At 63.8% G+C, this 24,491-nt stretch carries 17 protein-coding genes, 1 tRNA gene and 1 pseudogene; 14 read left to right on the forward strand and 5 right to left on the reverse strand.

What is annotated here, in order from left to right; genetic code table 11:
* Window positions 1-161 precede the first annotated feature (161 nt).
* Both ACIGGF_RS02025 and ACIGGF_RS02030 read left to right on the forward strand, forming a co-directional pair.
* A complete protein-coding gene (locus tag ACIGGF_RS02025) occupies window positions 162-812 on the forward strand; it encodes a TetR family transcriptional regulator (protein ID WP_397519751.1) in 651 nt (216 codons plus the stop codon).
* Window positions 813-838: 26 nt separating this feature from the next.
* A complete protein-coding gene (locus tag ACIGGF_RS02030) occupies window positions 839-1,663 on the forward strand; it encodes an alpha/beta fold hydrolase (RefSeq protein ID WP_397519856.1) in 825 nt (274 codons plus the stop codon).
* Here ACIGGF_RS02030 and ACIGGF_RS02035 read toward each other — a convergent pair.
* The gene (locus ACIGGF_RS02035) at window positions 1,660-2,982 is read right to left on the reverse strand and encodes an MFS transporter (RefSeq protein WP_397519752.1); all 1,323 of its coding nucleotides are present in this window, start codon (window positions 2,980-2,982) and stop codon (window positions 1,660-1,662) included. The genes ACIGGF_RS02030 and ACIGGF_RS02035 overlap by 4 nt on opposite strands.
* Before the next feature lie 83 nt (window positions 2,983-3,065).
* On the opposite strand from ACIGGF_RS02035, the gene ACIGGF_RS02040 reads away from it, so the two are divergent.
* From ACIGGF_RS02040 to cmrA, 3 genes are read left to right on the forward strand one after another with little or no spacing between them, the layout of a single operon-like run.
* The gene (locus ACIGGF_RS02040; protein WP_397519753.1) at window positions 3,066-3,593 is read left to right on the forward strand and encodes a PadR family transcriptional regulator; all 528 of its coding nucleotides are present in this window, start codon (window positions 3,066-3,068) and stop codon (window positions 3,591-3,593) included.
* Entirely contained in the window at window positions 3,590-5,635 is a 2,046-nt protein-coding gene (locus ACIGGF_RS02045) for an FAD-dependent oxidoreductase (RefSeq protein WP_397519754.1), read from the forward strand. Before ACIGGF_RS02040 ends, ACIGGF_RS02045 begins: the two co-directional genes overlap by 4 nt.
* Window positions 5,636-5,658: 23 nt before the next feature.
* Entirely contained in the window at window positions 5,659-6,462 is an 804-nt protein-coding gene (cmrA, locus tag ACIGGF_RS02050) for a mycolate reductase (RefSeq protein ID WP_397519755.1), read from the forward strand.
* 48 nt (window positions 6,463-6,510) lie between these two features.
* On the opposite strand, the gene ACIGGF_RS02055 is transcribed toward cmrA, so the two are convergent.
* Window positions 6,511-8,232: a helicase HerA-like domain-containing protein gene (locus ACIGGF_RS02055; RefSeq protein WP_397519756.1), complete on the reverse strand. Its 1,722-nt coding sequence runs from the start codon at window positions 8,230-8,232 to the stop codon at window positions 6,511-6,513.
* 95 nt (window positions 8,233-8,327) lie between these two features.
* Here ACIGGF_RS02055 and orn point away from each other — a divergent pair, with 95 nt between their 5' ends.
* The 3 genes from orn to ACIGGF_RS02070 all read left to right on the forward strand — a co-directional run bounded on the left by orn (window position 8,328) and on the right by ACIGGF_RS02070 (window position 10,159).
* Window positions 8,328-8,927, forward strand: coding sequence for an oligoribonuclease (gene orn / locus ACIGGF_RS02060; protein WP_397519757.1), 600 nt, complete (start codon window positions 8,328-8,330; stop codon window positions 8,925-8,927).
* Between the two features lie 89 nt (window positions 8,928-9,016).
* Window positions 9,017-9,092, forward strand: a tRNA-His gene (locus ACIGGF_RS02065).
* 314 nt (window positions 9,093-9,406) lie between these two features.
* Entirely contained in the window at window positions 9,407-10,159 is a 753-nt protein-coding gene (locus tag ACIGGF_RS02070; protein ID WP_397519758.1) for a M23 family metallopeptidase, read from the forward strand.
* A gap of 49 nt (window positions 10,160-10,208) precedes the next feature.
* Here ACIGGF_RS02070 and ACIGGF_RS02075 read toward each other — a convergent pair whose 3' ends face one another.
* On the reverse strand, window positions 10,209-11,402 hold the full coding sequence (locus ACIGGF_RS02075; RefSeq protein WP_397519759.1) for an Ig-like domain-containing protein: 1,194 nt from the start codon (window positions 11,400-11,402) through the stop codon (window positions 10,209-10,211).
* Between the two features lie 253 nt (window positions 11,403-11,655).
* Here ACIGGF_RS02075 and ACIGGF_RS02080 point away from each other — a divergent pair, with 253 nt between their 5' ends.
* Window positions 11,656-15,798: a molybdopterin-dependent oxidoreductase gene (locus ACIGGF_RS02080; protein ID WP_397519760.1), complete on the forward strand. Its 4,143-nt coding sequence runs from the start codon at window positions 11,656-11,658 to the stop codon at window positions 15,796-15,798.
* On the opposite strand, the gene ACIGGF_RS02085 is transcribed toward ACIGGF_RS02080, so the two are convergent.
* The gene (locus ACIGGF_RS02085; protein WP_397519761.1) at window positions 15,792-16,715 is read right to left on the reverse strand and encodes an alpha/beta hydrolase; all 924 of its coding nucleotides are present in this window, start codon (window positions 16,713-16,715) and stop codon (window positions 15,792-15,794) included. The two genes, ACIGGF_RS02080 and ACIGGF_RS02085, sit on opposite strands and share 7 nt — an antisense overlap.
* A 44-nt stretch (window positions 16,716-16,759) precedes the next feature.
* The gene (locus ACIGGF_RS02090; protein WP_397519762.1) at window positions 16,760-17,887 is read right to left on the reverse strand and encodes a cellulase family glycosylhydrolase; all 1,128 of its coding nucleotides are present in this window, start codon (window positions 17,885-17,887) and stop codon (window positions 16,760-16,762) included.
* 148 nt (window positions 17,888-18,035) lie between these two features.
* Here ACIGGF_RS02090 and ACIGGF_RS02095 point away from each other — a divergent pair, with 148 nt between their 5' ends.
* The 5 genes and pseudogenes from ACIGGF_RS02095 to ACIGGF_RS02115 all read left to right on the forward strand — a co-directional run bounded on the left by ACIGGF_RS02095 (window position 18,036) and on the right by ACIGGF_RS02115 (window position 24,273).
* On the forward strand, window positions 18,036-18,743 hold the full coding sequence (locus ACIGGF_RS02095; RefSeq protein ID WP_397519763.1) for a GAF domain-containing protein: 708 nt from the start codon (window positions 18,036-18,038) through the stop codon (window positions 18,741-18,743).
* Window positions 18,744-18,908: 165 nt separating this feature from the next.
* Window positions 18,909-20,371, forward strand: a pseudogene (locus ACIGGF_RS02100) (sugar transferase).
* A gap of 40 nt (window positions 20,372-20,411) precedes the next feature.
* Entirely contained in the window at window positions 20,412-21,785 is a 1,374-nt protein-coding gene (locus tag ACIGGF_RS02105) for an O-antigen ligase family protein (RefSeq protein ID WP_397519764.1), read from the forward strand.
* Window positions 21,695-22,747, forward strand: a complete 1,053-nt coding sequence (locus ACIGGF_RS02110) for a glycosyltransferase family 4 protein (RefSeq protein WP_397519765.1) — start codon at window positions 21,695-21,697, stop codon at window positions 22,745-22,747. The genes ACIGGF_RS02105 and ACIGGF_RS02110 overlap by 91 nt, the downstream gene beginning before the upstream one ends.
* Window positions 22,747-24,273 carry a flippase gene (locus ACIGGF_RS02115; protein ID WP_397519766.1) on the forward strand — a complete coding sequence of 509 codons (1,527 nt, stop codon included), beginning with the start codon at window positions 22,747-22,749 and terminating at the stop codon, window positions 24,271-24,273. Before ACIGGF_RS02110 ends, ACIGGF_RS02115 begins: the two co-directional genes overlap by 1 nt.
* Window positions 24,274-24,491 lie beyond the last annotated feature (218 nt).

The raw sequence follows: 24,491 nt of genomic DNA on the forward strand, positions 1-24,491 counted from the left end.
CCTAACCGGATCGAAACCAACGACCCATTCAGTGAACGATTGTGCACTATCATGAGTGTGACAGAGCGACACCGGTACCTGTCAACGTTTATGTGACCGTCGTTACAAGCAAAATCGACCGTCGAGCCGAGCCGGGGTGCAACCGGAAGAGAGGTCACAGAATGCCCGCCCATAAACTGGACGTCGTGACAGAACCGGGGACTCGTGCCGAGCGCAAGGAGCGCACGCGTCAAGCCATCATCGAGGGCACCCTCGACCTGCTTCGAGAACGATCATTTGCCGGTGTCAGCCTGCGGGAGGTCGCGCGATCCGCCGGAATCGTCCCCACCGCGTTCTACCGACACTTCGCCTCCATGGAGGACCTCGGCGTCGCCCTGGTCGAAGACAGCATGCGCATGCTGCGACAGATGCTGCGCGACGCCAGACGCAACCCCAGCGCCAAGACCGCCACCGAATCCTTCGGCATACTCGTCCGCCAGGTCCGTAGCCACGAGGATCAGTTCCGTTTTCTCAGTCGCGAACGGTACGGCGGCGTCACCGAGGTTCGACGTGCATTCGCCACCGAGCTGCGGCTGTTCGTCAGTGAATTGACCATCGATCTCTCGCGTATGCCCGGTCTCGAACAGTGGGACGTCGCAGATCTGGAGATGACCGCCGATCTGCTCGTCTCGACGATGCTCACCGCGGTGGTCGGTCTGTTGGAAATAGACAGACCGGGTAGTCAGAACGAGAAGGACCTGATCGAGCGCACGCAGAAGCAGATTCGCATGATCATGCTCGGAATGAGTCGATGGGAACCACGCCGGGCCTGACCGTTCGACGAGACGACGACGAAGGGATGTCCATGACCGAGGTGAATGTCGGCGAGTACGTGTTCGACGTTGCGATGTCGGGGCCGTCGGACGGAATTCCGGTGGTTGCGCTGCACGGCTTTCCACAGACGAACGCGTCGTGGACTGCAGTGACGCCCGGCTTGGTCGACGCAGGTTGTCGCGTGATCGCCCCGAATCAGCGGGGCTACTCCCCCGGTGCCCGTCCGGTCGGCGTCGAGCACTACCGCATCGAACATCTCACCGGTGACATTCTCGGCCTGCTCGATGCGCTCGAGCTGCCGTCGGCGCATCTGGTCGGACACGACTGGGGTGCGGTGGTCGCCTGGCACGTCGCGGCCGAACACCCCGATCGAGTCCGTACGCTCACGGCTGCCTCGGTCCCGCATTCGGCGGCGTTCAACTGGGCCATCCGCGAGGATCCGGATCAACAGGAACGGTCGAAGTACTTCGGGTTGCTCCGTCAGCCGGAGAAGGCCGAGCGCGTTCTGCTCGAGAACGACGCAGAGCGGCTGCGCGCGATGTTCGGTGCCGAGAGCCTCGACGACGAGTACGTTCGGCATCTCACCGTTCCCGGGGCTCTGACGGCGGCCTCGAGCTGGTACGCCGCGATGACCAAGGAGTTCGCGAACCTTCCTCCGGTGACCGTGCCCACCACGTACCTCTGGAGCAACGGCGACACCGCCATCGGTCGAGCCGGAGCGGAGCGCTGCGGCGAATTCGTCGACGCGCCCTACCGATTCGTCGAATTGGACCGCGTCTCGCACTGGATCCCGGAAGAAGCACCCGAGGAGCTGACCGCGGAAATTCTGGCCCGTATCGACTCGGTCTAGACCCGCTCCGGCGCCCGCACCTTCAGCAACGCCAGTAGTCCGGCAGCCAGGACGATGATCAGACCGGCGATACCCGCGCGGTCGGCGTCGAACAGCCACACGAACAGGCCGAACAGGGACGGCGCGAGGAACGACGCAGCGCGTCCCGTCGTGGCGAACAGTCCGAAGAACTGACCTTCTCGTCCGGGCGGGGCGAGTCGGGCGAGGAACGTACGCGCAGACGATTGCGCAGGCCCGACGAACAGGCACAGGATCAGCCCGAAGATCCAGAACATCGTCGGCCCCGAGACGAACAGCAGAATCGTCCCGGCCGCGATCATGGACGTGAGCGAGAAGACGATGACCTTCTTGGGCCCGATTCTGTCGTCGAACCGTCCGGCGACGATGGCACCGAGTCCGGCGATGACGTTGGCCGCGACACCGAACAGCAGAACGTCCCCCGCGCCGATTCCGTAGACGCTCACTGCGAGCACGGCCCCGAAGGTGAAGACGCCTGCCAGTCCGTCGCGGAACAAGGCGCTGGCGATGAGGTAGTACACGGCACGCCGATCTGCGCTCCACAACTCGCGCACGTCGCGAAAAAGAACCCGGTAGGACTCCCACAGCCCGGCACGAGCCGCGTCGGGATCGGCGATGGCCCTCGGTACTTCGGGAACCGCGAACATCACCGGGATGGCCGAGACGGCGAACCACACGGCAGCCAGCACGGCGACGAGTCTGATGTTCAGGCCACCGTCGGTGGTCAACCCCAGCACACCGCGAGTATCACCGTCGCCGACGATGAAGCCCACGTAACACAGGAGCAGCAGGATTATGCCGCCGAAATAGCCCATGGCCCAGCCGAATCCGGACACCCGTCCGATGTTCGCCGGGATCGAGACCTGACGCAGCATCGAGTTGTACGGAATACTGGCCAGCTCGAACATGATGGATCCGAGACCGAGCAGCACCAGACCGAGCCACAGATAGTGGTAGTCGTCCTGAACGAAGAACAGTCCGGCCATGGCCACGACCGTCAGCGCGGTCAGCACCCCCAGCAACCATCGACGTTTACCACGCGCGTCGAAGTACTGCCCGCACACCGGCGCGAGGAGCGCGATGACGACGCTGGATGCGGCAATGGTCCAGCTGAACCAGGTGGTGGCCGAGATCGAGCCGGGCAGGTCGTCACCGACGGCGTCGGTGAGATACACCGAGAACACGAACGTGAGAATCACCGCGTTGAAGGCGGCCGAACCCCAGTCCCAGAACCCCCACGCAGTGACCTGTTTACGCGTTGTGGCGACTCCGACGACAGCGGCCTCCGGCTGGGTTCCCATGGTTGCCAACACTAGACCGCGGTGTCTCGGATGCGTCTTGCACCTAGTTGCATAAGCACCGCGTTGCATACATACTCTCGGGTGTGGCTTTGGAACACGCGATTCTGGTTTCTCTCACCGAGCTCAGCGGCTCGGGGTACGAGCTCGCCCGACGGTTCGACAAGTCCATCGGCTTCTTCTGGAGCGCAACGCATCAGCAGATCTACCGGACGCTGACGCGGATGGACGGGGCCGGATGGATCACCGGCGAGGCAGTCGCACAGGATGGTCGCCCCGACAAGAAGGTCTACTCCGTCAGCACTGCTGGTCGCGCCGAGCTCGATCGCTGGATCGCCGCGCCGACCGAACCATCTCAGCTTCGTGAGGAACTCGCCGTCAAGATTCGCGGTGCCGCCAACGGCGATGTCGAAGCTCTCAAAGTCGAAGTCGCTCGCCATCGCGATGTTCATGCCACCCGCCTCGACGTCTATCGGCTGATCGAGAAGCAAGATTTTCCGGCCCCGGCCGCCCTGGAGGGCACCGCGCTGCACCAATACCTGGTGCTACGCGGCGGAATTCGCGTCGAAGAAGGATTCACCGAGTGGTGCACCGAGGTATTGGAGAAGCTGTGAAGACCGAGCAGACCGTGGGCCCGTATCCGATTCTGTTGTCGCCACTGGACGTCGGTGCAACCACACTGAAAAACCGCGTGATCATGGGGTCGATTCACACCGGCCTCGAGGATCGCGCCCGAGACACCGGCCGATTGGCGGCCTACTTCGCCGAGCGGGCGCGCGGCGGCGTCGCCCTCATCATCACCGGGGGCTATGCCCCCAATCGCACCGGTTGGCTGTTGCCGTTCGGAGCCAAGCTGACCAACCGGCTCGAAGCCCGCCGGCATCGCCGGATCACCGCCGCAGTACACCGCGAGGGCGGCAAGATCGCGCTGCAGATCCTGCACGCCGGTCGTTATTCGTACCAGCCGCTGAGCGTGTCGGCCTCGTCGGTCAAGGCCCCCATCAATCCTTTTCGGCCCAGGCGGTTGACCTCGCGAGGTGTGCGCTGGCAGATCCGAAACTACGTGCGCTGCGCCCGTCTTGCTCAGAGCGCCGGCTACGACGGCGTCGAGATCATGGGCGGCGAGGGCTACTTCATCAACCAGTTCCTCTCCGAGCGCACTAACAAGAGACGCGACGAGTGGGGCGGTTCCCCGGAGAACCGTCGCCGAATGGCGGTCGAGATCGTGCGGCAGACGCGGGCCGCTGTGGGCCAGGACTTCCTCATCGTGTTCCGGCTGTCGATGGCCGACCTCGTCGAACAGGGCCAGAGCTGGAACGACATCGTCGCGCTCGCCGAGGACGTCGAGGCAGCGGGTGCCAACATCATCAACACCGACATCGGCTGGCACGAATCGCGGGTTCCGACCATCGTCACCTCGGTTCCACGAGCAGCATTCGCGGACATCACCGGCAAGCTGGAAAAGTACGTGAACATCCCCGTTGCGGCATCGAACCGCATCAACATGCCCGAGATCGCCGAGAACATTTTGGCCCGCGGCGACGCGCAGCTGATCGCAATGGCCAGACCGATGCTCGCGGATCCGTTCTGGGTCGAGAAGGCTGCGTCCGACTCCGCGGACCAGATCAACACCTGCATTGCCTGCAACCAGGCCTGCCTCGACCACGCGTTCGTGCACAAGAAGGTCTCGTGCCTGGTCAACCCGCGAGCCGGACGAGAGATCGACCTGCAGCTGCTGCCGACGAAGAAGACCAAGAAGGTCGCGGTCGTCGGGGCCGGACCCGCCGGCCTGGCCGCAGCACTCAACCTTGCGCAGCGCGGACACGCCGTCAGCCTGTTCGAGGCGAGAGACGAGATCGGTGGACAGTTCGGTATCGCACGGCTGATTCCGGGCAAGGAGGAATTCGCGGAGACGATTCGCTATTTCTCGAGCGCGCTCCGCACCGCGGATGTTGCGGTCCATCTGGGCATGCGGGTCACTGCCGCCGAGCTGATCACGGCCGAGTTCGACGAGGTGGTGCTGGCCACCGGCGTCACGCCCCGGATTCCGGCCATCCCCGGCATCGACCATCCCTCCGTGTTGTCCTACGCGGAACTGGTGCGCGACGGTAGGCCCGTCGGTGACCGGGTCGCGGTCATCGGTGCAGGTGGCATCGGCATCGACATCTCGGAGTTCCTCACCACCGACGCCTCCCCCACGCTGGACCTGAAAGAGTGGAAGCAGGAGTGGGGAGTCACCGAGCCCGAGGCCGCCCCCGGGGCGTTGACGACTCCGGTTCCTGCTCAGTCACCGCGCGAGGTGTATCTGCTGCAGCGCAAGCCGGGACGTATCGGCGTAGGGCTGGCCAAGACGACGGGATGGGTGCACCGCGCCGCACTGAAAGCCAAAGGCGTGCAACAGCTTTCGGGCGTCAACTACGAGAAGATCGACGACGCGGGGCTGCACATCTCGTTCGGTGAGAAGCACGAGCGCCCACGACTGCTCGAGGTCGACACCATCGTGATCTGCGCGGGTCAGGAGTCGGTTCGGGATCTGGTCGACGAGCTGAACGCTGCGGGTACCACCACCCACATCATCGGCGGTGCGGACGTCGCAGCGGAGCTGGACGCCAAACGGGCGATAGAGCAAGGCACCCGGCTCGCGGCCGCGATCTGATCTGTCCGCTAGCCTGTCTCACCGTGAGCCTGCCCAAGCCCAACCCCGATGCCCGCGCCGTCGTCACCGGAGCGTCCTCCGGTATCGGCGAAGCCCTGGCCACCGAACTCGCCGCCCGTGGTCATTCGCTCATCGTGGTGGCCCGACGCGGCGAACTGCTCGAGGCGCTCGCCACGAAGCTCGCTGCCGAGCACGGCGTCACCGTCGAGGTGCGCCAGTCGGATCTGTCGAATCGCGAGCAGCGCCAGGAACTGGTCACCGAACTGTCCGAGCGAGAAATCTCGATCCTGTGCAACAACGCCGGAATCGCGACCTTCGGACCGGTGGCCGGCCTCGATCCCGCGTACGAGCGTGATCAGGTGGAACTCAATGCCGTTGCGGTGCACGACCTCACCTTGGCGGTCATGCCCGGCATGATCGGCCGCGGAGCCGGCGGCATCCTCATCACCGGTTCGGCGGCAGGCAACATGGCTATCCCCAACAACGCGACCTACGCCGCGACCAAGGCCTTCGTCAACACGTTCTCCGAATCGCTTCGCGGTGAGCTCGCGGGCACCGGCGTCAACGTCACCCTGCTCGCTCCGGGCCCGGTCCGCACCGAGACACCCGATCCCGCCGATGCCTCGATCGTGGACAAGATGGTGCCCGACTTTCTGTGGATCGACAGCGCCTACACCGCGAAGCTGTCGCTGGACGGCCTCGCGAAGAACAAGATGCGCGTCGTGCCCGGCCTGCTCAGTAAGGGCATGTCGGTGGCCGGACAGTACAGCCCGCGCAGCATTTCCGCGCCGATCATCGGCAGCTTCTACAAGAAACTCGGCAACTAGTACCCGAATCCTGGTTGTTCCGCGGGCTCCACTCCCGACTGAGCAAGCTCAGCGCCGACGTCGTCGTCCGGTGCCGAAAATGCTGCGCGAGATCTCCCGACCGGCCGCCGACGCCGCCGATCGCAGGAAGCTCTTGACCGCCGGGTTGCCCATGATGCGCTCCGCGGCCGACGGCCCGTCCGGCTCGATCGCAGGCAGATCCGGCAGATCCGCAGGTAGGGGCGGAATGTCGAACTTCTCGGCCGGGGCGGGCACATCCGCCACCCGCGCGTTCATGCGCTCGTAGGCGGACTCGCGGTCAATGGTCTCCCGGTATTTCGCAGACAGAGTGCTCGACGACGCGGCCGCCGCGATGGCGTCGTTGCCGATGGTGTCCATCACAGATCGGGGCGGACGGATCTTCGTCCACGCCACGGGGGTCGGGGCACCCTTCTCCGAGAGCACCGTCACGATGGCCTCACCCGTTCCCAGCGACGTCAATGCCTCTTCGAGGTCGTACGCGTCGGTCTTGGGGTACGTGCGCACCGTCTTGTTCAGCGCCTTTTGGTCATCGGGAGTGAAGGCGCGCAGAGCATGCTGAATCCGCGCGCCCAGTTGGGAGAGCACGTCGTTGGGAACGTCGGTGGGCAATTGAGTGCAGAAGAGGACGCCGACGCCCTTCGATCGAATGAGCTTGACGGTCTGTTCCACCTGCTGCAGAAAGGCTTTCGACGCGTCGGCGAAAAGCAGATGCGCCTCGTCGAAGATGAAGACCAGCTTGGGCTTGTCGATGTCACCGACTTCGGGCAGCGTCTGGAACAGATCGGCGAGCACCCACATCAGGAACGTCGAGAACATCACCGGCCGCGACGCCTGCGCCCCGAGCTCGAACAAGGTGATCACGCCTCTACCGTCCGGACCGACCCGCAGCAGGTCCTCGGTCTCGAGCTCGGTCTCGCCGAAGAAGGTGTCTCCGCCGTCTGCTTCGAGGTTGACGAGCGCGCGCAGAATGACGCCTGCGGTGGCCGAGGAGACTCCGCCGATGCCTTTGAGGTCGGCTTTGCCCTCGTCACTGGTGAGGTGCATGATCACCGATCGGAGATCTTTCAGGTCCAGCAGGGCGAGTCCCTGGGAATCGGCCCAGTGGAAGATCAAGCCGAGGGTGGATTCCTGAGTGTTGTTCAGGCCCAACACTTTACTGAGCAGAATCGGCCCGAACGCGGTGATGGTGGCACGCACCGGCACCCCGATTCCTTCGGTGCCGAGAGAAAGAAACTCCACCAGGTGTCCGGCAGGAGACCAGTCCGACATTCCGGTGGCCGCGGCGCGGCTGCGGATATTCTCGTTGTCCTCACCCGGCCTCGACAGGCCCGACAGGTCACCTTTGACGTCGGCCATGACCACGGGAACGCCAGCAGCGCAGAGCTGTTCGGCAATCCCCTGCAGCGTCTTGGTCTTTCCGGTTCCGGTGGCCCCCGCAACCAGACCGTGCCGGTTCAACGTGGCCAACGGAATTCGGATACGGGCCGCCGGATCGGTGACGCCGTCCAGCACCACGGTGCCCAGTTCCAATGCGGCACCCTCCGACGCGTAACCGGCGGCGATCTCGGCGGACCTCCCCGTCGCTGCCTGCGGCTGTCCCTGCTCGGCAGCCAGCGCCTCGGCTTCTGCAGCCTCGGCGGCGGCCAATGCCACGGCTGCCACCCGAGCAGCTTCCACGGCGGCGGCCTTGGCGGCCTTCGCCTTCTCGGCGGGGCTCGGTGCTGCCGGCTGCGTCGGGTCGACTGTCATGCCCGCGTCCTTTCGTGAACGTGCATTGGTGGGCAACCGGTTCGATCGCCACCGCAAACCCTAGTGGCTGCACGGCGCGCACTACTGTGGTGCGAGTGCAGGACAAACTCGTATGGATCGACTGTGAAATGACCGGCTTGGACCTGAGCAAGGACAAGCTGATCGAAATCGCGGCTCTGGTGACCGACAGCGAGCTCAACATCCTCGGGGAGGGTGTCGACATCGTCATCCACGCCGACGACGACGCGTTGGCCAACATGCCCGCTGTCGTCACCGACATGCATGCCAAGTCGGGTCTGACCGACGAAGTGCGCGCGTCGACGGTGTCTGTGGAGGAAGCCGAGCAGCGCGTGCTGGCGTACATCAAGGAGCACGTGCCGGTAGCCGGAACGGTTCCGCTCGCGGGCAACTCCATCGGTACCGATCGCGGGTTCATCTCTCGCGATATGAGTGCGCTCGACACCTACCTTCACTACCGCATGATCGACGTCAGCTCGATCAAGGAACTTTCCCGCCGGTGGTACCCGCGGATCTACTACGGTCAGCCGCCCAAAGGCCTCGCCCACCGCGCTCTGGCTGACATCAAGGAGTCGATCAAGGAGTTGCAGTACTACCGCCGGACGGCCTTCGTGGCTCCCCCGGGGCCCTCTACCAGCGACATCGCGGCCGTTGTTCAAGATCTCGACACGCAATAAGGGGCGGATTAGCAACCGCGGATTCAACCCGCTAGTATTGTCGACGCTGCTGATGGAGAGCCCGAAACGGTTCTGCTGACGCAGATATGGTGGGTGTAGTTCAGCTGGTAGAGCACCAGGTTGTGATCCTGGGTGTCGCGGGTTCGAGTCCCGTCACTCACCCCATACGAAAAAAGGCCGGTCTCCTCGCGAGACCGGCCTTTTTCGTGCGTTCAATTCACCCTTCACTGCGGGGCACGGCCCCAGCGCACCCACCCTGACCTCGAATTACGTTGTTGTAATTCAACTTTCAGGTTTCTTGTGGGGTTAATGTGACGTACGGTTACCAATGGCACTTTTGGGGAAGAAAAGTACCAATGTGATTCATGTGTTCTGCTTGCGTGAGCTCAGCGTGCCCCGAAGCGTCACCGAACATGTTCTTACGTCCTGCGCGCACCCATCCGACGGGTGCGCGGTGGACGCAGACGAGGAGGCTTTTCGTGGGTCGCAGAATGCACAGAGTCATAGCGGGTTCGATCTTGTCGGCAGCACTGTGCATCGGCACAACCGGCTTGCTCAGCCCGGCGGTGGCCACCGCTCAACCCACGATCGAACTGCCTCAGATCCCGATACCCCAGCCCGACGCCCAGCAGCGGGCGGCAATTCTCGCTGCGGTGCTCGACGCCACCGGCGTGCTCATCAACCAGGTCGCAGCCATCGTCCTGGACAGCGACGTACTGACGGCACCCGACGCGCCGTCAGCGGCGGACCTGCCCGAGATCGAAATACCGATCGCGCCGCCCACCGTCGGCCTCGGCGGAGCAGTGCTCCCCATCAACGCAGGTGACTACCGCATCAGCTCGAACTACGGCGGACGCGACAATCCCACCGGCAACGGATCTCGGTTCCACCAGGGCGTCGACTTCGCGGCGGACAGCGGAACCCCCATCTACGCGGTGACCGGCGGAACCGTCGTGCAAGCCGGAGACGCGGGCGACGGATACGGCAAATTGGTGCGCATCAAGAGCGGGAACACCGAGACCTACTACGGTCATCAGTCGAGCATCGCGGTCGCAGTCGGCGACGAAGTGGCACCGGGCGACGTGCTCGGCGCAGTCGGCAACACCGGCAATTCGACCGGACCACACCTGCACTTCGAGGTACGCAACAACGGTTCGAGTATCGAACCAGTGGCCTACCTGAAGACGCTCGGGATCGACCCCTCCCTGTATCAGACGCGCGATCGAAGCTGATCGATCGCACCGCTACCGATCAGACCGCGACCGATCAGACCGCGACCGATCAGACCGTAGTGGCGTTGCCTGCTTGCCACTCGGTCCAGGGAATGTTCCAGTCGCCGAGGCCGTCGGTACCCGACAGCGTTCCCCCGACGGTGTTCTTGACGACGACGATGTCGCCGCGTTTGGTGTTGTCGTAGACCCACTTGGCATTGGTTGGACTCAGGTTCAGGCAACCGTGGGAGGCGTTGGAGTACCCCTGCTGCCCCACCGACCAGGGCGCGGAGTGGAAGAAGATGCCGCTGTAGGACATTCGCGTCGCCCAGTCGACCGGCGTGCGGTATCCGCTGGACGAGTTCACCGGCACACCGTACGTCGAAGAGTCCATCACCAGGTGCTCGAATCGGTCACCGATGATGTAGACGCCGTTGTCGGTGGGTGTGCTGTCCTTACCCATCGATGTCGGCATGGTGATGACGTCTTGGCCGTTGACGTTGAACGTCACCTGCTTGGTGTTGTCGTCGGCGGTGGCGATGACGGCGTCACCGATCGTGAACGACGTCGTGGCGTTCTCCTGACCGTAGATGTCGTCACCGAGATCGCGCCCGTACACGTTCACCGCGACGTCGACCTCGGTCCCCGGTGCCCAGTAATTCTGCGGCCGCCACCGCACTTCGGAATTGTTGACCCAGTAGAACGCACCCTCGACGGCAGGCGTCGTGGTGACGGTGATGGCGTTCTGCGCGGCAACCTTGTCGGTGATCGGCTCGTCGAATTGCACCGCGACCGGCTGGCCGATTCCGACGACTGCGCCGGGGTTCGGCAGAACGTACGGCTTGGTGAAGTTGCCGGGTTGGCTGGTGGTGAAGCTCGACACCGTGCTCGACGCTCCCCCGATTCCGTAGGCGTCGGCCTGGACGCGGTATTCGCGGTCGTATCCGAGCGGCTCGGTGTTGGTCCACGACAATCCATCGGGCGCAATCGCTCCCGATACCGGCTCGCCCTCCGGGTTGAGCATCGTCACCGAGGACAATTTGCCGTCGGCCACCGAGACGGTCACCGGGTCTGCCGGTGAGAAACCGACTGCGCCGTCGAGGACGCTCGAGGTCAATTTCGGCTTCATCAGCTCGGTCATGGGGTTGGAGTCGATCGGCACCGACGGTTCGGAGATGTCCGATGCAGAACTGCATCCCGACAGGACCGCCACCGAAGCAACGATTCCCACCGCGGCGAGTACGAATCCGCGATTCACCCTCATCAACACACCACTTCCCACTTCGAGCCCGACCCGCACGATTGTGCCAGCGCGGAATCTTCACATTCCACTCGACAGCCCGTTCGATGAATAACGTTCGAGTACCAATCGCCAGGCGCAAAGTTCGTGTTACCTCCCACCACGCGCTCGGGCTACCCGAGATCACAGTGCACGAGCCGGCCCGGTGAGGACAACGTCATATCCGGCTAACTGACGTGTAATGGCCACGCACCCTGGGCCGGGCACTGTGGAATGCATGGTCACCACGGTGAAGACTCTGTGCGCGTACTGCGGCGTGGGCTGCGGCATGGTGCTGCAGGTCGGCGGCCTCTCCGCGTCTGCAGACGCCGGTCCGGTCGTCACCAAGTCCGTGGGCGACAAGTCGCACCCGGCCAACTTCGGACGCCTCTGTACAAAGGGAACGACCACCGCAGACATGCTCGCGGGGCCGGGTCGACTCGAGAAAGCGCAGATCCGCCGTCGCCGCGGTGAGCGCCCGGAAAGTATGGACACTGCGACGGCGATCAGCGACACCGCCGGGCGGCTACGCACCATCATCGACGAGCACGGTCCCGACGCCGTTGCGCTGTACGTGTCCGGGCAGATGTCGATAGAGGCTCAGTACCTGTCGAACAAGTTGGCCAAGGGGTTCATCGGGACCAACCAGATCGAATCCAACTCGCGACTGTGCATGGCGAGCGCGGGCACCGGATACAAACAATCCCTCGGTGCCGACGGGCCGCCCGGATCGTACGAGGACTTCGACCACGCCGACGTCTTCTTCGTCATCGGCTCCAACATGGCCGATTGCCACCCCATCTTGTTCCTGCGGATGATGGACCGCGTCAAGGCCGGCGCGAAGCTCATCGTCGTCGACCCTCGACGTACCGCCACCGCAGACAAGGCCCACCTCCACTTGCAGCTCGAACCCGGGTCGGATCTGGCCCTGCTCAACGGGTTGCTCGCACTGATCGTCGAGGACGGAAACACCGACCCCGAGTTCATCGCGGAGTTCACCTCCGGGTGGGACGCGATGACGGAATTCCTGGGCGACTACACCCCTGACAAAGTGTGTGCAGCAACCGGTCTGGACGAGCAAGACCTACGGTCTGCGGCCGCGATGATCGGCACAGCGACGAACTGGGTGAGTTGCTGGACCATGGGTCTCAACCAGTCGACGCACGGAACCTGGAACACCAACGCGCTGTGCAACCTCCACCTGGCCACCGGTGCCATCTGCAGAACCGGGAGTGGTCCCTTCTCCCTGACCGGGCAACCGAACGCCATGGGCGGACGAGAAATGGGCTACATGGGACCGGGCCTTCCGGGACAACGCTCGGTCCTCGACGACGCCGACCGCGCACTCGTCGAGGACCGTTGGGGCATCCCCCACGGGACGCTGCGCACCGACGTCGGCGGCGGCACCATCGAGATGTTCTCCAAGCTGGCTGCCGGCGAGATCAAGGCCTGTTGGATCATCTGTACCAATCCGGTTGCCTCGGTGGCCAATCGGACGACGGTGATCGACGGCCTGGAACGTGCCGAGTTGGTGATCACCCAGGATGCCTTCGCCGATACCGAAACGAACGGGTACGCCGATGTCATGCTTCCCGCCGCTCTGTGGACGGAAGCCGAGGGCGTTATGGTCAATTCCGAGCGCAACATGACGCTGTTCCAACCGGCCGTCGACGCACCGGGCGGGGCCTTGCCCGATTGGAAGATCATCGCCGACATGGCCTGCGCGCTCGGGTATTCGGCAGCATTCACCTATTCGACGGCCGAGGAGATCTTCGAGGAGATCAAGCAGTTCTCGAACCCGAACACCGGCTACGACATCCGCGGTGTCACCTACGAGCGACTGCGCCAGAGCCCGCTTCAGTGGCCGTGCCCGCCCGAGGCTGCGACCCCCAGAAACCCGATCCGCTATCTGAACGATGGAGTCAGCCAGCGACAACGCGTTCACGAGGACGGTTCGATACCGTCACTGTCTTTTCCCACCCCCGATGGACGAGCACAGTTCTTCGCCAGGCCTGCCATGGTGCCTGCCGAGATGCCCGACGACGATTACCCGTTTGTCCTCAACACCGGCCGTCTGCCACACCAGTGGCACACCATGACCAAGACCGGCAAGGTCGCCAAGCTGAACAAACTCGATTCCGGCCCGTTCGTCGAGATGCACCCACGTGATGCCGACCGGCTCGGTGTCGTCGACGGCGACAGCATCGAGGTGGCATCTCGCCGAGGCCGGGCCGTCCTCCCTGCCGTCGTCACCGATCGAGTGCTGCCGGGCAACTGCTTCGCCCCGTTCCACTGGAACGACGAATTCGGCGAGTACCTGGCAATCAATGCCGTCACCAACGACGCCATCGATCCGTATTCTCGACAGCCCGAATTCAAGGCGTGCGCGGTCACGCTCACCAGAGTCGCTGCAGCCCAGACGCTCTCACCCACGGACGACGATCGTTCCCAGGATCCGGTCGATGCGCTCGCTGCGATCGTCGGCCGCCCTGCGCGGCCTTCGGAACCGCTGACCACCGTCGAGCAGCATTACATCGCAGGGCTTCTGGAAGGCCTGAGCAGTGCGGCCGGCCGCAACGCCGCTGGCACGCCCACTCTGCCGTCGCAGACACCCTTGTCCCCCGAAACACACGCGTGGCTGGGCGGAGTACTTGCCGGACTGTATTCGCGCACAGTCGCTGTCGACGGCACTGCCACCGTCACCCCGGCAGCCTCGCCCGATCATCCAGGGCGGCCGCTTCTTTTACTGTGGGCCTCGCAGACCGGCACTGCCGAGGAGTATTCGCAGAGTTGCATGTCGCATCTGAGGAATGCGGGACTGACCGTCGCGGAGCACTCGATGGATTCGTTCACCGTCGATCGACTACCCGCCGAGGCAGATGTCCTGATCGTGAGCAGCACCACCGGCGACGGCGAAGCCCCGGACAACGGGGCGACGTTCTGGGACAGCCTGGCCGACCGATCCGCGGCCGGTCTACCGGAAATCCGCTACGCCGTACTGGCTTTCGGCGACTCGAGTTACGCCGACTTCTGCGGCCACGGACGCAGGATCGACGAGCGCCTTGCCGAATTGGGTGCCCAGCGACTGCTCGAGCGAGTCGACTGCGAGCCCGACTACGAGAGCGAAGCGACGGCGTGGCTCGATGCGGTGGTCGATCTGCTCCGGCACGACGAGGACAGCGCCCTCGACGGCACACGGGAGAAGGACACACGGGAGAAGGCTGCCGCGCGCACCGTCCCGCAGACCTGCGCGGAGCCGGATCGATACAGCAAGAGGTCTCCGTTCGTGACGACTCTCGTCCGCAACCGAGCGCTGAGTGCGCGGGGATCCATGAAGGACGTGCGTCAACTCGGCTTTCGGGTACCCGACGGGACACTCGAGTACGAGGTCGGTGACGCACTCGGAGTCTGGCCACGCAACAGCGACGCTTTCGTGGACGAGTGGTTGGCGGCGACCGATCTGGACGGCGACGCGACTGTCGGTCTCGCCGATATCGGTGACACCACCTTGCGCGCGGCGTTGAGCAACCACCTCGAGATTGCCCGGGTGACACCGGATCTACTGAAGTTCGTTCACCGCAGGACTGCGGACGACGACCTCGAAGCGATGTTGCATCCGGACAACAAGCATGCGCTGCGCGACTGGATGTGGGGTCGACAGTCGATCGATGTCCTTGCTGCACGGCCGGTGCGGGCGTCGGCGCAAGACTGGATGGCCGTTCTCAAACCGCTGCAGCCGCGGCTGTATTCGATCTCGTCGAGTCCCAAGGAGAGCCCCAACGAGGTCCAGGTGACCGTCTCCGCAGTGCGGTACAACGTGCACGGAGTTCCGCGGCGCGGTGTGTGCTCGACGTATCTGGCCGACTACGCGGCGAACCACGAGGTCGGAATTTTCGTACAGAAGTCCTCGCACTTCAAGCCACCGGACGACCCCGCCACCCCCATGATCATGGTCGGACCAGGGACGGGCATCGCCCCGTTCCGAGCATTCCTGCATGAGCGACGAGCGCTGGGGCACACCGGCCAGAATTGGCTGTTTTTCGGTGAGCAACACGAAGACACCGATTTCTACTACCGCGATGAACTGACGGCGATGGTGCGGGACGGATCGCTCGGCCGTCTGGACGTCGCCTTCTCACGCGATCAGAAGAACAAGGTCTACGTCCAGGATCGGATGCGTGAGCACGGGGCCGAGTTGTGGAACTGGATTCACCGCGGTGCCCACTTCTACGTCTGCGGCGATGCGTCGCGCATGGCCAAGGACGTCGATGCAGCGCTGAAGGGCGTGGTCGCTCAGCACGGAAAGCTCGCGCCCAGCAGTGCCGAGGCCTATGTCAAGGCTCTTGCTGCAGAGAAGCGGTACGTGCGCGACGTCTACTGACGGCGTGGCGGCACAGTACGGGTCAGGAATGCGATCTGATCTGCCACTACCGTCTCGAACGCCTCTCCGAGATAGATCTCGAAGTGACCGGCCCCGTAGGTCTTGATCTCACCCAGTGGAGCCTTTCCTGCGTAACGCAGGGTGGCCTTCGCCGGCGCGACCGAGTCCGTCTCGCAGACCACGAACAGGATGGGGCAGCGAACGTCCTGCGCCCGACGCCCGGGTCGGTGCCGCACGATCTGCAGTGCAACTCTGGCAGCCACCCGGTTGTGGAAGGATTCGTCCGCGTCCGGCGCGAGAGCCAGATAGCCGTCGTAACTGTCGGGTGAGGTCATCAGTGCGGTGGTACCGGGTCGTCCAGCCGTGGCCACCATCAGGGGCGGTCGACCGATCGCCGATCCCCCGAGGTCTGCCAGCGCCCGGCCGGACAGCTTCACCGAGGTCCACGTGTTGGACGCCAAACCCGAGGAGATGCCGTCCGTGAACGGGCATTGCGCCACGACGGCCACGACCTGCTGGTCGCGAGCGGCAGCGGCGATGACATGACCCCCGCCGAACGACGAGCCCCACAACACGATTCGATCACTGTCCACGTCGGTGCGCGAACGGGCATGAGCGATCGCCGACGCCCAGTCCTGCAACTGAGACTTGATATCGAGAAGCTGGCGAGGCTCACCGCCGCTGGCTCCGAAGTAGCGATAATCGAACACCAGGCAGGCGTATCCAGCGGCACGAAAGCGCTCCGCATAGGCATCGAGTCGCATCTCTCGGGTACCGCCGAGACCGTGCGCCATGACGATCACCGGGGCCGGATCGGCACTGTCGGGGAAGTACAGCCAAGCAGCACAGTCGACCCCCTTCGAGTCGAACTTGATGTCGATACGGTCGGGTACCGCGCCCCCCGGCTGCGAATGCATGGCCAGACCATAGCCCACGCAGACCGGCAGCGGAACCGATGGTTCTACGGCACCGAATGCTCGGCGGCAAAGGCGTCGACGCGGGCGTACGCCAGCTTCGGCGTCCAGTCACGGTGCAGCAACCCGAAGTTCTGCTCGACGTCCGAGGTGTCGGTTCCCGAGTCGCGCAGCGAATACACGAAGGCCGGGCCGAGCCAGTCGGTACCCAGGACCGCGTCGAGCACGATCCCGATGGTGTCGGACTGGACCTGCTCGGTCACGCTGTTCGGATTGGTACCCGTCGGTGCCCCGAATTCGGTGATCCAGATCTGTTTGTTCGCGTCACCGCCCGCGACCATCACATCGCGCATCGCCCACATCTTCATGGCGGTGTTCCACGACGACGTACCGGGATCGTTGGGGAGATACGGCCAGGTGTACGGGTGCACATTGAAGGCATCGAAATACTGATTGGCACCGTGGTCGTACATCTGGGACAGGAAGGTCGTTCCCGTGATGTTGCCCTGTGTCGTCTCCGCCGGGGCCATTCCGCCCGCGAGCACCGTGGAGTCGGGCTGGACCTGTTTGATCGCTTGGTAGGTAAGGCGCAGCAGCTCCGAATAGGCGGCTACGTCGGGGGCCGGTGCGAAGAACGACACGAGATTCGGCTCGTTCCATACCTCCCACAGGCGCATTCGGTCCTGATACCGCTCGACGACGGCACGAGCGAACGACGCGAATTCCGCCGGATCGGCCGGACGCGCATGCGGGTTCTCGACCGCGTCTGCGACGCGGGCCCACCGCGGTGTGTAGCCGACGATGCCGTACGGGCACATTCCATGAGCTACCACGGCGTCGATGATGCGGTCGCTCAGCGCCCAATCGAAGGTGCCACGACTCGGCTCGATCAACCCCCAGTCCAAGTCGAGTCGGACGGCGAAGGCACCTGCGTCCTTGGCAAGTGACAGGTCACGATCGAGGTCTGCGGTGGACAGGTTAGCGATCGATGCCCCCGGGGACACCCCGATCCGGATGGCGGTGGACCGTTCTCCGCATGTTCCAGGACTCGACTGGGACCGCACGAGGGGCTGGGTGCGTTCTACGGGAGTTGCGCCCGCACCCGGCGTCGCGGCGAACGGCAACATGAGAGCAGCCAGGACGGCGATCGATCGACGAGGTAGCTTCACTGGCATCCGGAGATGCTACAACAGCGGAAAGCAATCAATTCTCGAATGGTTTTGTCACATTCACTGTCTCGAGGCACGGTTTTCCGTTCTTCTGGAAGAAACCGGTGCAGTAGTCATCGGTAAAGCAAACTTTTCCTGTACTACCATTTGCCCAATGACTACAGGTTTTCCCGGTTTCGACGAGCGTCTGAACGAGTTACTCGCCCGGCAGGCGGAGAAATCCGGGGTTTCCACAGAAGAATTCATCCGGCGCGCAGTGGTGGACCGACTCGTTCGGGAACTGTCCGACGATCAGGATTCCGACGTGGGCGCTTTGCTCCGTGCCCTGCAGGCCGGTGCGGAGAACGGTGTCGGCCCGGTCGAGGTGACCAGGGCGTTCGGCACCCCGATCGACGATCCCGACAGATTGGCCGCCGTCGCCGCAACGGGACTGATGGACACCGGATCCGACGCAGGATACGACCGGATCGTCGCCATGGTCGCCGATGCGCTGAGCGCACCCTCGGCTGCGTTCTCGCTGATCGACGACAAGCGACAGTTCTTCAAGAGCGCACTGGGACTTCCAACGGAACTCGGTGGTGCGCAAGAGGTTCCCATCGACGCGTCCATCTGCCGTTATGCGATCGACCTGGGCCAGCCGTTGGTGGTGGAGGACGCGCGACTCAATGACGTCCTCAAGGACCACCCATCGGTTCAGGGCAACCTCCTCGTGTCCTACCTGGGAGTTCCGCTCATCGACAACGACGGCCATTCCGTGGGCACCCTGTGCGTGTGGGATCAACAGCCGCGGCAATGGACTACCGGCCACATCCAGATCCTGCAGGATTTGGCATGGATAATTCGCGAGCGAGTTTTCGAATAAAAGACGTTTATCCCACCGCGCATTAGCATTTCTCGGCCCACAACCGACTCGAAGTTTTTTTCGTCAAGTCGACCGGCTGGCCTCTTTGTCGCAGGTATACATTAATTGGGATTATCAGGACCAATCGATCCGAACTAGTCACCGGAAGTAGCTGTGCCCAAAACACTGGAATCTCCGCACACTCGCCCGCGGGCTACCGAGCCCGACACCGTTGCTGCTCGTACCCTGGTGGACCGACTCCGCGTCGATCCACTGGCCACCACCATCACAGTCGCCGTCGATGTGCTCGCCGGCGTCGTCGCACTGGTGGGCGCACTGCTGTGGCACTCGGGCAGCCTCACCGAGACCGGTTGGCTACCGTGGCTTTTCCTGCCGCTACTGATCGTCATCCTGGCCGGCAAGTCGATGTACCGGCGCAGCCTCCGGCGAAATTTCCTCGACGAAATCGGGCCGGTAGAGACAGCTGTGGCCTTCGCGGCGCTTGCCCTGCTGGTCGTGATGTTCTCGGCCGGCACGGAGTACCGGCCCAGCTCGGTCGTGCTGCGTCTGTGGGTGCTCTGCGCATTCACCGTCGCCATCGCTCGCCTGATCCGTGTTGTCATACAGCGCTTCATCCGATCGAAGTACGGCTCCGCGGCACCGACCATCGTGCTGGGCAACGACCCGATTGCGCACCAACTCGTCGCACGCACACGCCAGTTCCCCGAGTACGGTCTCGCACCGGTCGGTTATGTCGGCGAGGCCCCGGTTGCGAACGTGCCGTCGAGCAGCGAGGTTCCTGATCTGCCGCACCTCGGACTCCCCGGCGACTTCGAGACAGTCGCACGAAGAACCGGGGCCGAGGAATTGATAGTCGCATTCGCCCCCACCGAGGATCGAGAGTTGCTCGGGGCGATCAGAACTGCACACCGACTCGGCATGAGGGTGTGGGTGGTGCCCAGGTTGTACGACGCCGTCAACGTCAACACCCGCGTCGAACACATCGGCGGCCTGCCGTTGATGGTGCTGCCGCACGTGAACCCCAAAGGGTGGCAGTTCGCGCTCAAGGGAGTTCTCGACCGGGTCCTGACCGCATTCGGTCTACTCCTGCTCTCCCCTGTCTTCCTGACGCTGATGCTGCTCGTGCGCCTGAGCTCCCCCGGCCCGATCTTCTTCGCGCAGGAGCGAATCGGCCGCGACGGCCTACCGTTCGATTGCTTGAAGTTTCGTTCCATGCGGCCTCCGCGGGCATCGGACGCCGAGTTCGTGCCGAAGCCGGAGACGCCCCCGGTGGCGTCGAGGGTGTCGACCGACGAACTCGTATCGGCAAGATCATGCGACAGACCTCGCTGGACGAACTTCCGCAGCTTCTCAACGTGCTGCGCGGCGACATGAGCTTGGTGGGTCCGCGGCCCGAGCGTCCTCAGTACGTGGACTTGTTCGAGATGCAGATTCGTCGGTACGGCGAGCGGCACCGCGTCAAGGCGGGTGTGACGGGATGGGCCCAGGTTCACGGACTCCGTGGCCAGACATCGATTGCCGACCGCGCGGAGTGGGACAACTACTACATCGAGAATTGGTCGATTTCGCTCGACATCAAGATTCTGTTTCTCACGGTGTTGGCCGTTCTGAAGCGCGCCGAGGACTGATCGTGGGCTACACCGAACACATCCACGTTCGGGTCACCCCGTGATCACTTACGTAGCGTTGGCTTTCGGCGCTGCGGTGGTGCTCGCGGTCGGCTGTGTGGTGGCATCGGCGATCTACCGGCGGCCGCAGCGCGGAGTGCTGCTGTTGGCGGGACTCGTTCCACTGCACGGGCTTCTGGTTCTCGTTCCTCTGCCCGGAATCGTGTCCGGATGGAAAGAAGGCCTGGTCGTTTTCACGCTTCTGTGTGCGTGGCTACGTCGACCACGCCATGTCCGTGGCTCGACTCCCCGGGTGTTCATGCCGTGGTGGCCCGCAGCGGCCCTCTTCGTCGTCTTCGGCAGCGTGTCTGCATTCGCCACCTTCGGCATCGTCGGCGTGTTCGGCATCAAGGTGACCTTCTTCTATGTCCTGTTGGTGGTCGTCATGTGGCTCGCGCCGTTCGACGCCTCGGACCGAGATCACCTCGTCTCCGTTCTGATGGGCATGGGTGTGTTCACGTCCGCAGTCGGCATCGTGCAACTCGTGGTCGGGCCGGCCGCACTGGTGTCGCTGGGGTACGAATACGACACGCAGGTGCGAACATCGGGTGGTCTACTGCGCACGTTCAGCACATTCAACCTGCCGTTTCCGTTCGGGCTGTATGTGATGTTGGCGTTGCTCGTCGGTGGTGCGGTAGCGCTGGGCGATCCACGCCGTCGCCGAAACATGTTGTTCCTCTGTGCAAGTCCGATGATGGTGATCGCGATGTCCAGCTCGATCGTTCGAGGGGCAATTCTCGGACTCGCGGTGGGAGCCGTCTACTTGATCGCTGTGCGTTTTCGCTACCTCGCGGCGCCACTTGCCCTGGCAGCTGTAGCAGTGGCCGTCACGATTCCCTTCGTACCCAAGATCACGTCGGTCTTCTTCTCCTCGAGCAGCCTCGGTCAACGCGGTGACGGCTGGGCCAACATCATCGCCAGCATCCTGATTCATCCCGTCGGCACCGGGCTGGGATCGAGTGGGTCTGCAGCAGACCGTATTTCCACCGCCGAGGGCGCGGCCTTCACACAGTCCGGGCTCTCGACCAATTACCAACCCGACAACTACTACGTGAAGGCGCTGCTCGAACTGGGGCCGATCGGACTCTGGGCGGTGGTGGCGCTGCTGGTGACGTCGTTGCTGTGGTGCACGCGCCTCTCACGTGTCCTGCGTGGTACCGACGGCGCGCTCGCCCTCGGCGTCGGTGCTTCGATCGTCGCGGCCATGTTCGCCAGTCTCGTCTCCACGTATTTCGAGATCTTTCCGATCGATGTCTATTTCTGGCTCTTGTTAGGAGTGGTGGGATGCGCAGCAGCGCAACACGAATCGTCTTCGGGGCGCTCGCCCTCCGGCCGGGCGGAAGCGGAGTACAGACCTACATTCGCGAGCTCCTGAACGAACTACCGCAGTTTCTGCCCGGCACCGATCTCGCCGCGGTGGTGCAGCGCGACGCCGTCGGCGAACTTCCGCCCTCGGTTCGGTCGATAGAGCGGCCCGTCACCAGCGGTGCGGCGCGCGCATTGCTCGGTGCCCTCCCCGTCGGACGATGCGATGTGGTGCACGGCTTGGACGTCGACCTTCCGTTCCTCACCAAAGCCTTCACAGTCGCCACGGTGCACGATCTTTCGGTGATCGACATGCCGTCGGCCTCCAGTAGGTTTCGCGCCCTGGGTGAGCAGAGACTGGTCGGGCGTGCTTTACGCCGAGCCGATCTGCTTATCGCGGTCTCACAGTTCACCGCCGATCGGATCAAGGCGGTGAGCGGCCGCGACGCCACAGTGGTCGGACTGGCACCGGCAGCGTGGGCGACCGTACCCACTGATGCCCGCATCGACGCCGTTCGGTCCAAGTACGACCTACCGGACCGGTTCGTCATCCAGGTCGGAACCGTGGAACCCCGCAAGAACGTACAGCTGGTCGCGGACGCCGCAGAGAGTCTCGGGATTCCGTGCCTGCTGGCCGGGGCGGGCTCGACCGGGCCGCACGCCCCTCGCAATTCTCGGGGGCTCGGGTACGTCGATGTCGAGGATCTGTCTGCTCTGTACGCTGCCGCAACCGTCACCGCGTACGCCTCTCGCTACGAGGGGTACGGGCTCCCACCGGTCGAGGCCATGGCCTCGGGCGGCGCGGTGGTAGCCAGTGCAGTCGGGGCCCTACCCGATGTCGTCGGTGACGGTGCCGTTCTCGTCGAATCGGAGAACGAGGACGACTGGGTGCGCGCCATGAAGCCCATCGTGTTCGACGCGGACGCGCGGGCAGCCCTGGTCGACGCCGCGGCCGACGCCTCCCGTGCAATCAGTTGGCAGCGAACTGCGCAGCTCACCGCCGACGCGTATCGCGCTGCGGGCGTGACCTGATGTCCGACGAGCTGGCGCTCGACGGCACCGAACAGCCCCCTGATTACCGCGCGATCGCAGCGGATCCGAAGGCCGCAGCCAAGGCCACGATTGCCGTTCTGATCAGCAGAGTCGTCATTGCGGCGCTGGGCTGGGTCGGCAGCGTCATCATCGCGAGGTCTCTCGGACCGGACGACTGGGGTCAGTTCAGCTTCGTCTTCGCACTGCTCGGTTTGATGTCCGTCGTCACCGATCTCGGAGTCGGGCGCGTCGTGCTGGCGAAGTTGATGGATGACGATGCCGACGAAATCGGTCGAACGGCATCGTCATTTCTGGCCCTCCGCACCGTCCTCGGACTGGTGGGTTACGTACTGGCAGTCGCGTACGTTCTGTTACTGCAGTATCCGAGCGAGGTAATCCTCGCGACGGTGTTGGGCGGACTGGTGGTCGTATTCGCCACACCGGGTCACGCTTTGAGTGTGCTCTTCCAGAGCCGGCACCGTTTGGTCCTGGTGGCCGTTGCCGAAAGTGCCGGTCAGGCAATCCAGTTGGCGTTGACCGTGTTGGCGGCCGTGCTGGCTCCCACCCTGTTGATCTTCGTTCTTCCGGCAGTGGTCAACGAAATCTTCAAGCTGGTCACCAAGGGTTTCGGCGTCGGCAACCGTTCGATGGGCCTGCGGCCGTCCAGGCACATCGAGATTCGCCGCTGGGGGCCGTACCTGAAAGAGGCAGTGCCCCTGGCAATCGGCTTCGCGCTCACCATCGCCATGCTCAAGATCGACATGCTGATGCTCAGTCTCCTCGACACCTTCGAGGCCGTGGGCCTGTATTCGATCGGCTACAAGTTCTCCGACATGATCGACACCTTCGTGCTGGCCGCGGTGGCACCGATCAGCACCCTGCTCGTCGCGTCGTGGCCGCACGACACTGCTGCATTTCGAGCGCGCTCACGTTCGGCCGCATTGCTCTTCGCGCTTTTCGGAGCGATGGCCGTCGCGGCGTTCGTACCGTCGGCCGAGCCGTTGATCGGCCTGCTGTACGGCGACAGGTTCGTCGACGGGGCTCACGCCGCCCGCCTCCTGGTGATCGGCGCAGCGCTGATGTCGCTGGTGATGCTGGGAATCTTTCTGCTCGCGTCGGCCGGAATGCAGCGTCACTACCCGCTGGTGGCGCTGGTCGGTCTGGCCCTGAACATCGGGTTGAACCTCTTCCTGATCCCGCGGATGTCGTACGACGGAGCTGCAATCTCCACCGTCGTGACGATCGGAACCACCCTGGTACTGCTGTGGATCGTCATCGCTCGGAGTATGCCCACGTCCAGACTCTTTCCGCTGCAGTCTATTTCGGTGATCTTCGGGATCACCGCGGGTACGACGCTCGGCGGCTGGTTCCTGGTACAGCAGTATGCCGGCCTGTGGCTGCTCATTTCTGTTGCGGCGGCGCTGCTGGTCGCGGCCATGCTGTATGCATTCGTCGCAATCGGGCTGGTCGAGTCACCACTACCCGGATCGGCAGAGAAAGGACGACACCGTGCGCGCTCCGAGTGAAGCCACCGGACACAACGGACACAACACCCGATTCCCACCCCACCTTGCAGAGCCGAAGTTCGCTTCCGTGGGCATAACAAACCGATGCACTTGTTATGCCAATGTTGTTGATGGGCAGTTTCATTCACGACCGGCACGGCTACGCGAACAGCACTCGGGCCCGGCTATCATCGAGTCCGTCTGCTCCACGAATCACCGAAGCGGTATGTCCGCTCGCA

Source organism: Rhodococcus sp. NPDC078407, assembly GCF_044542515.1.
Classification (GTDB): Bacteria; Actinomycetota; Actinomycetes; order Mycobacteriales; family Mycobacteriaceae; genus Rhodococcoides.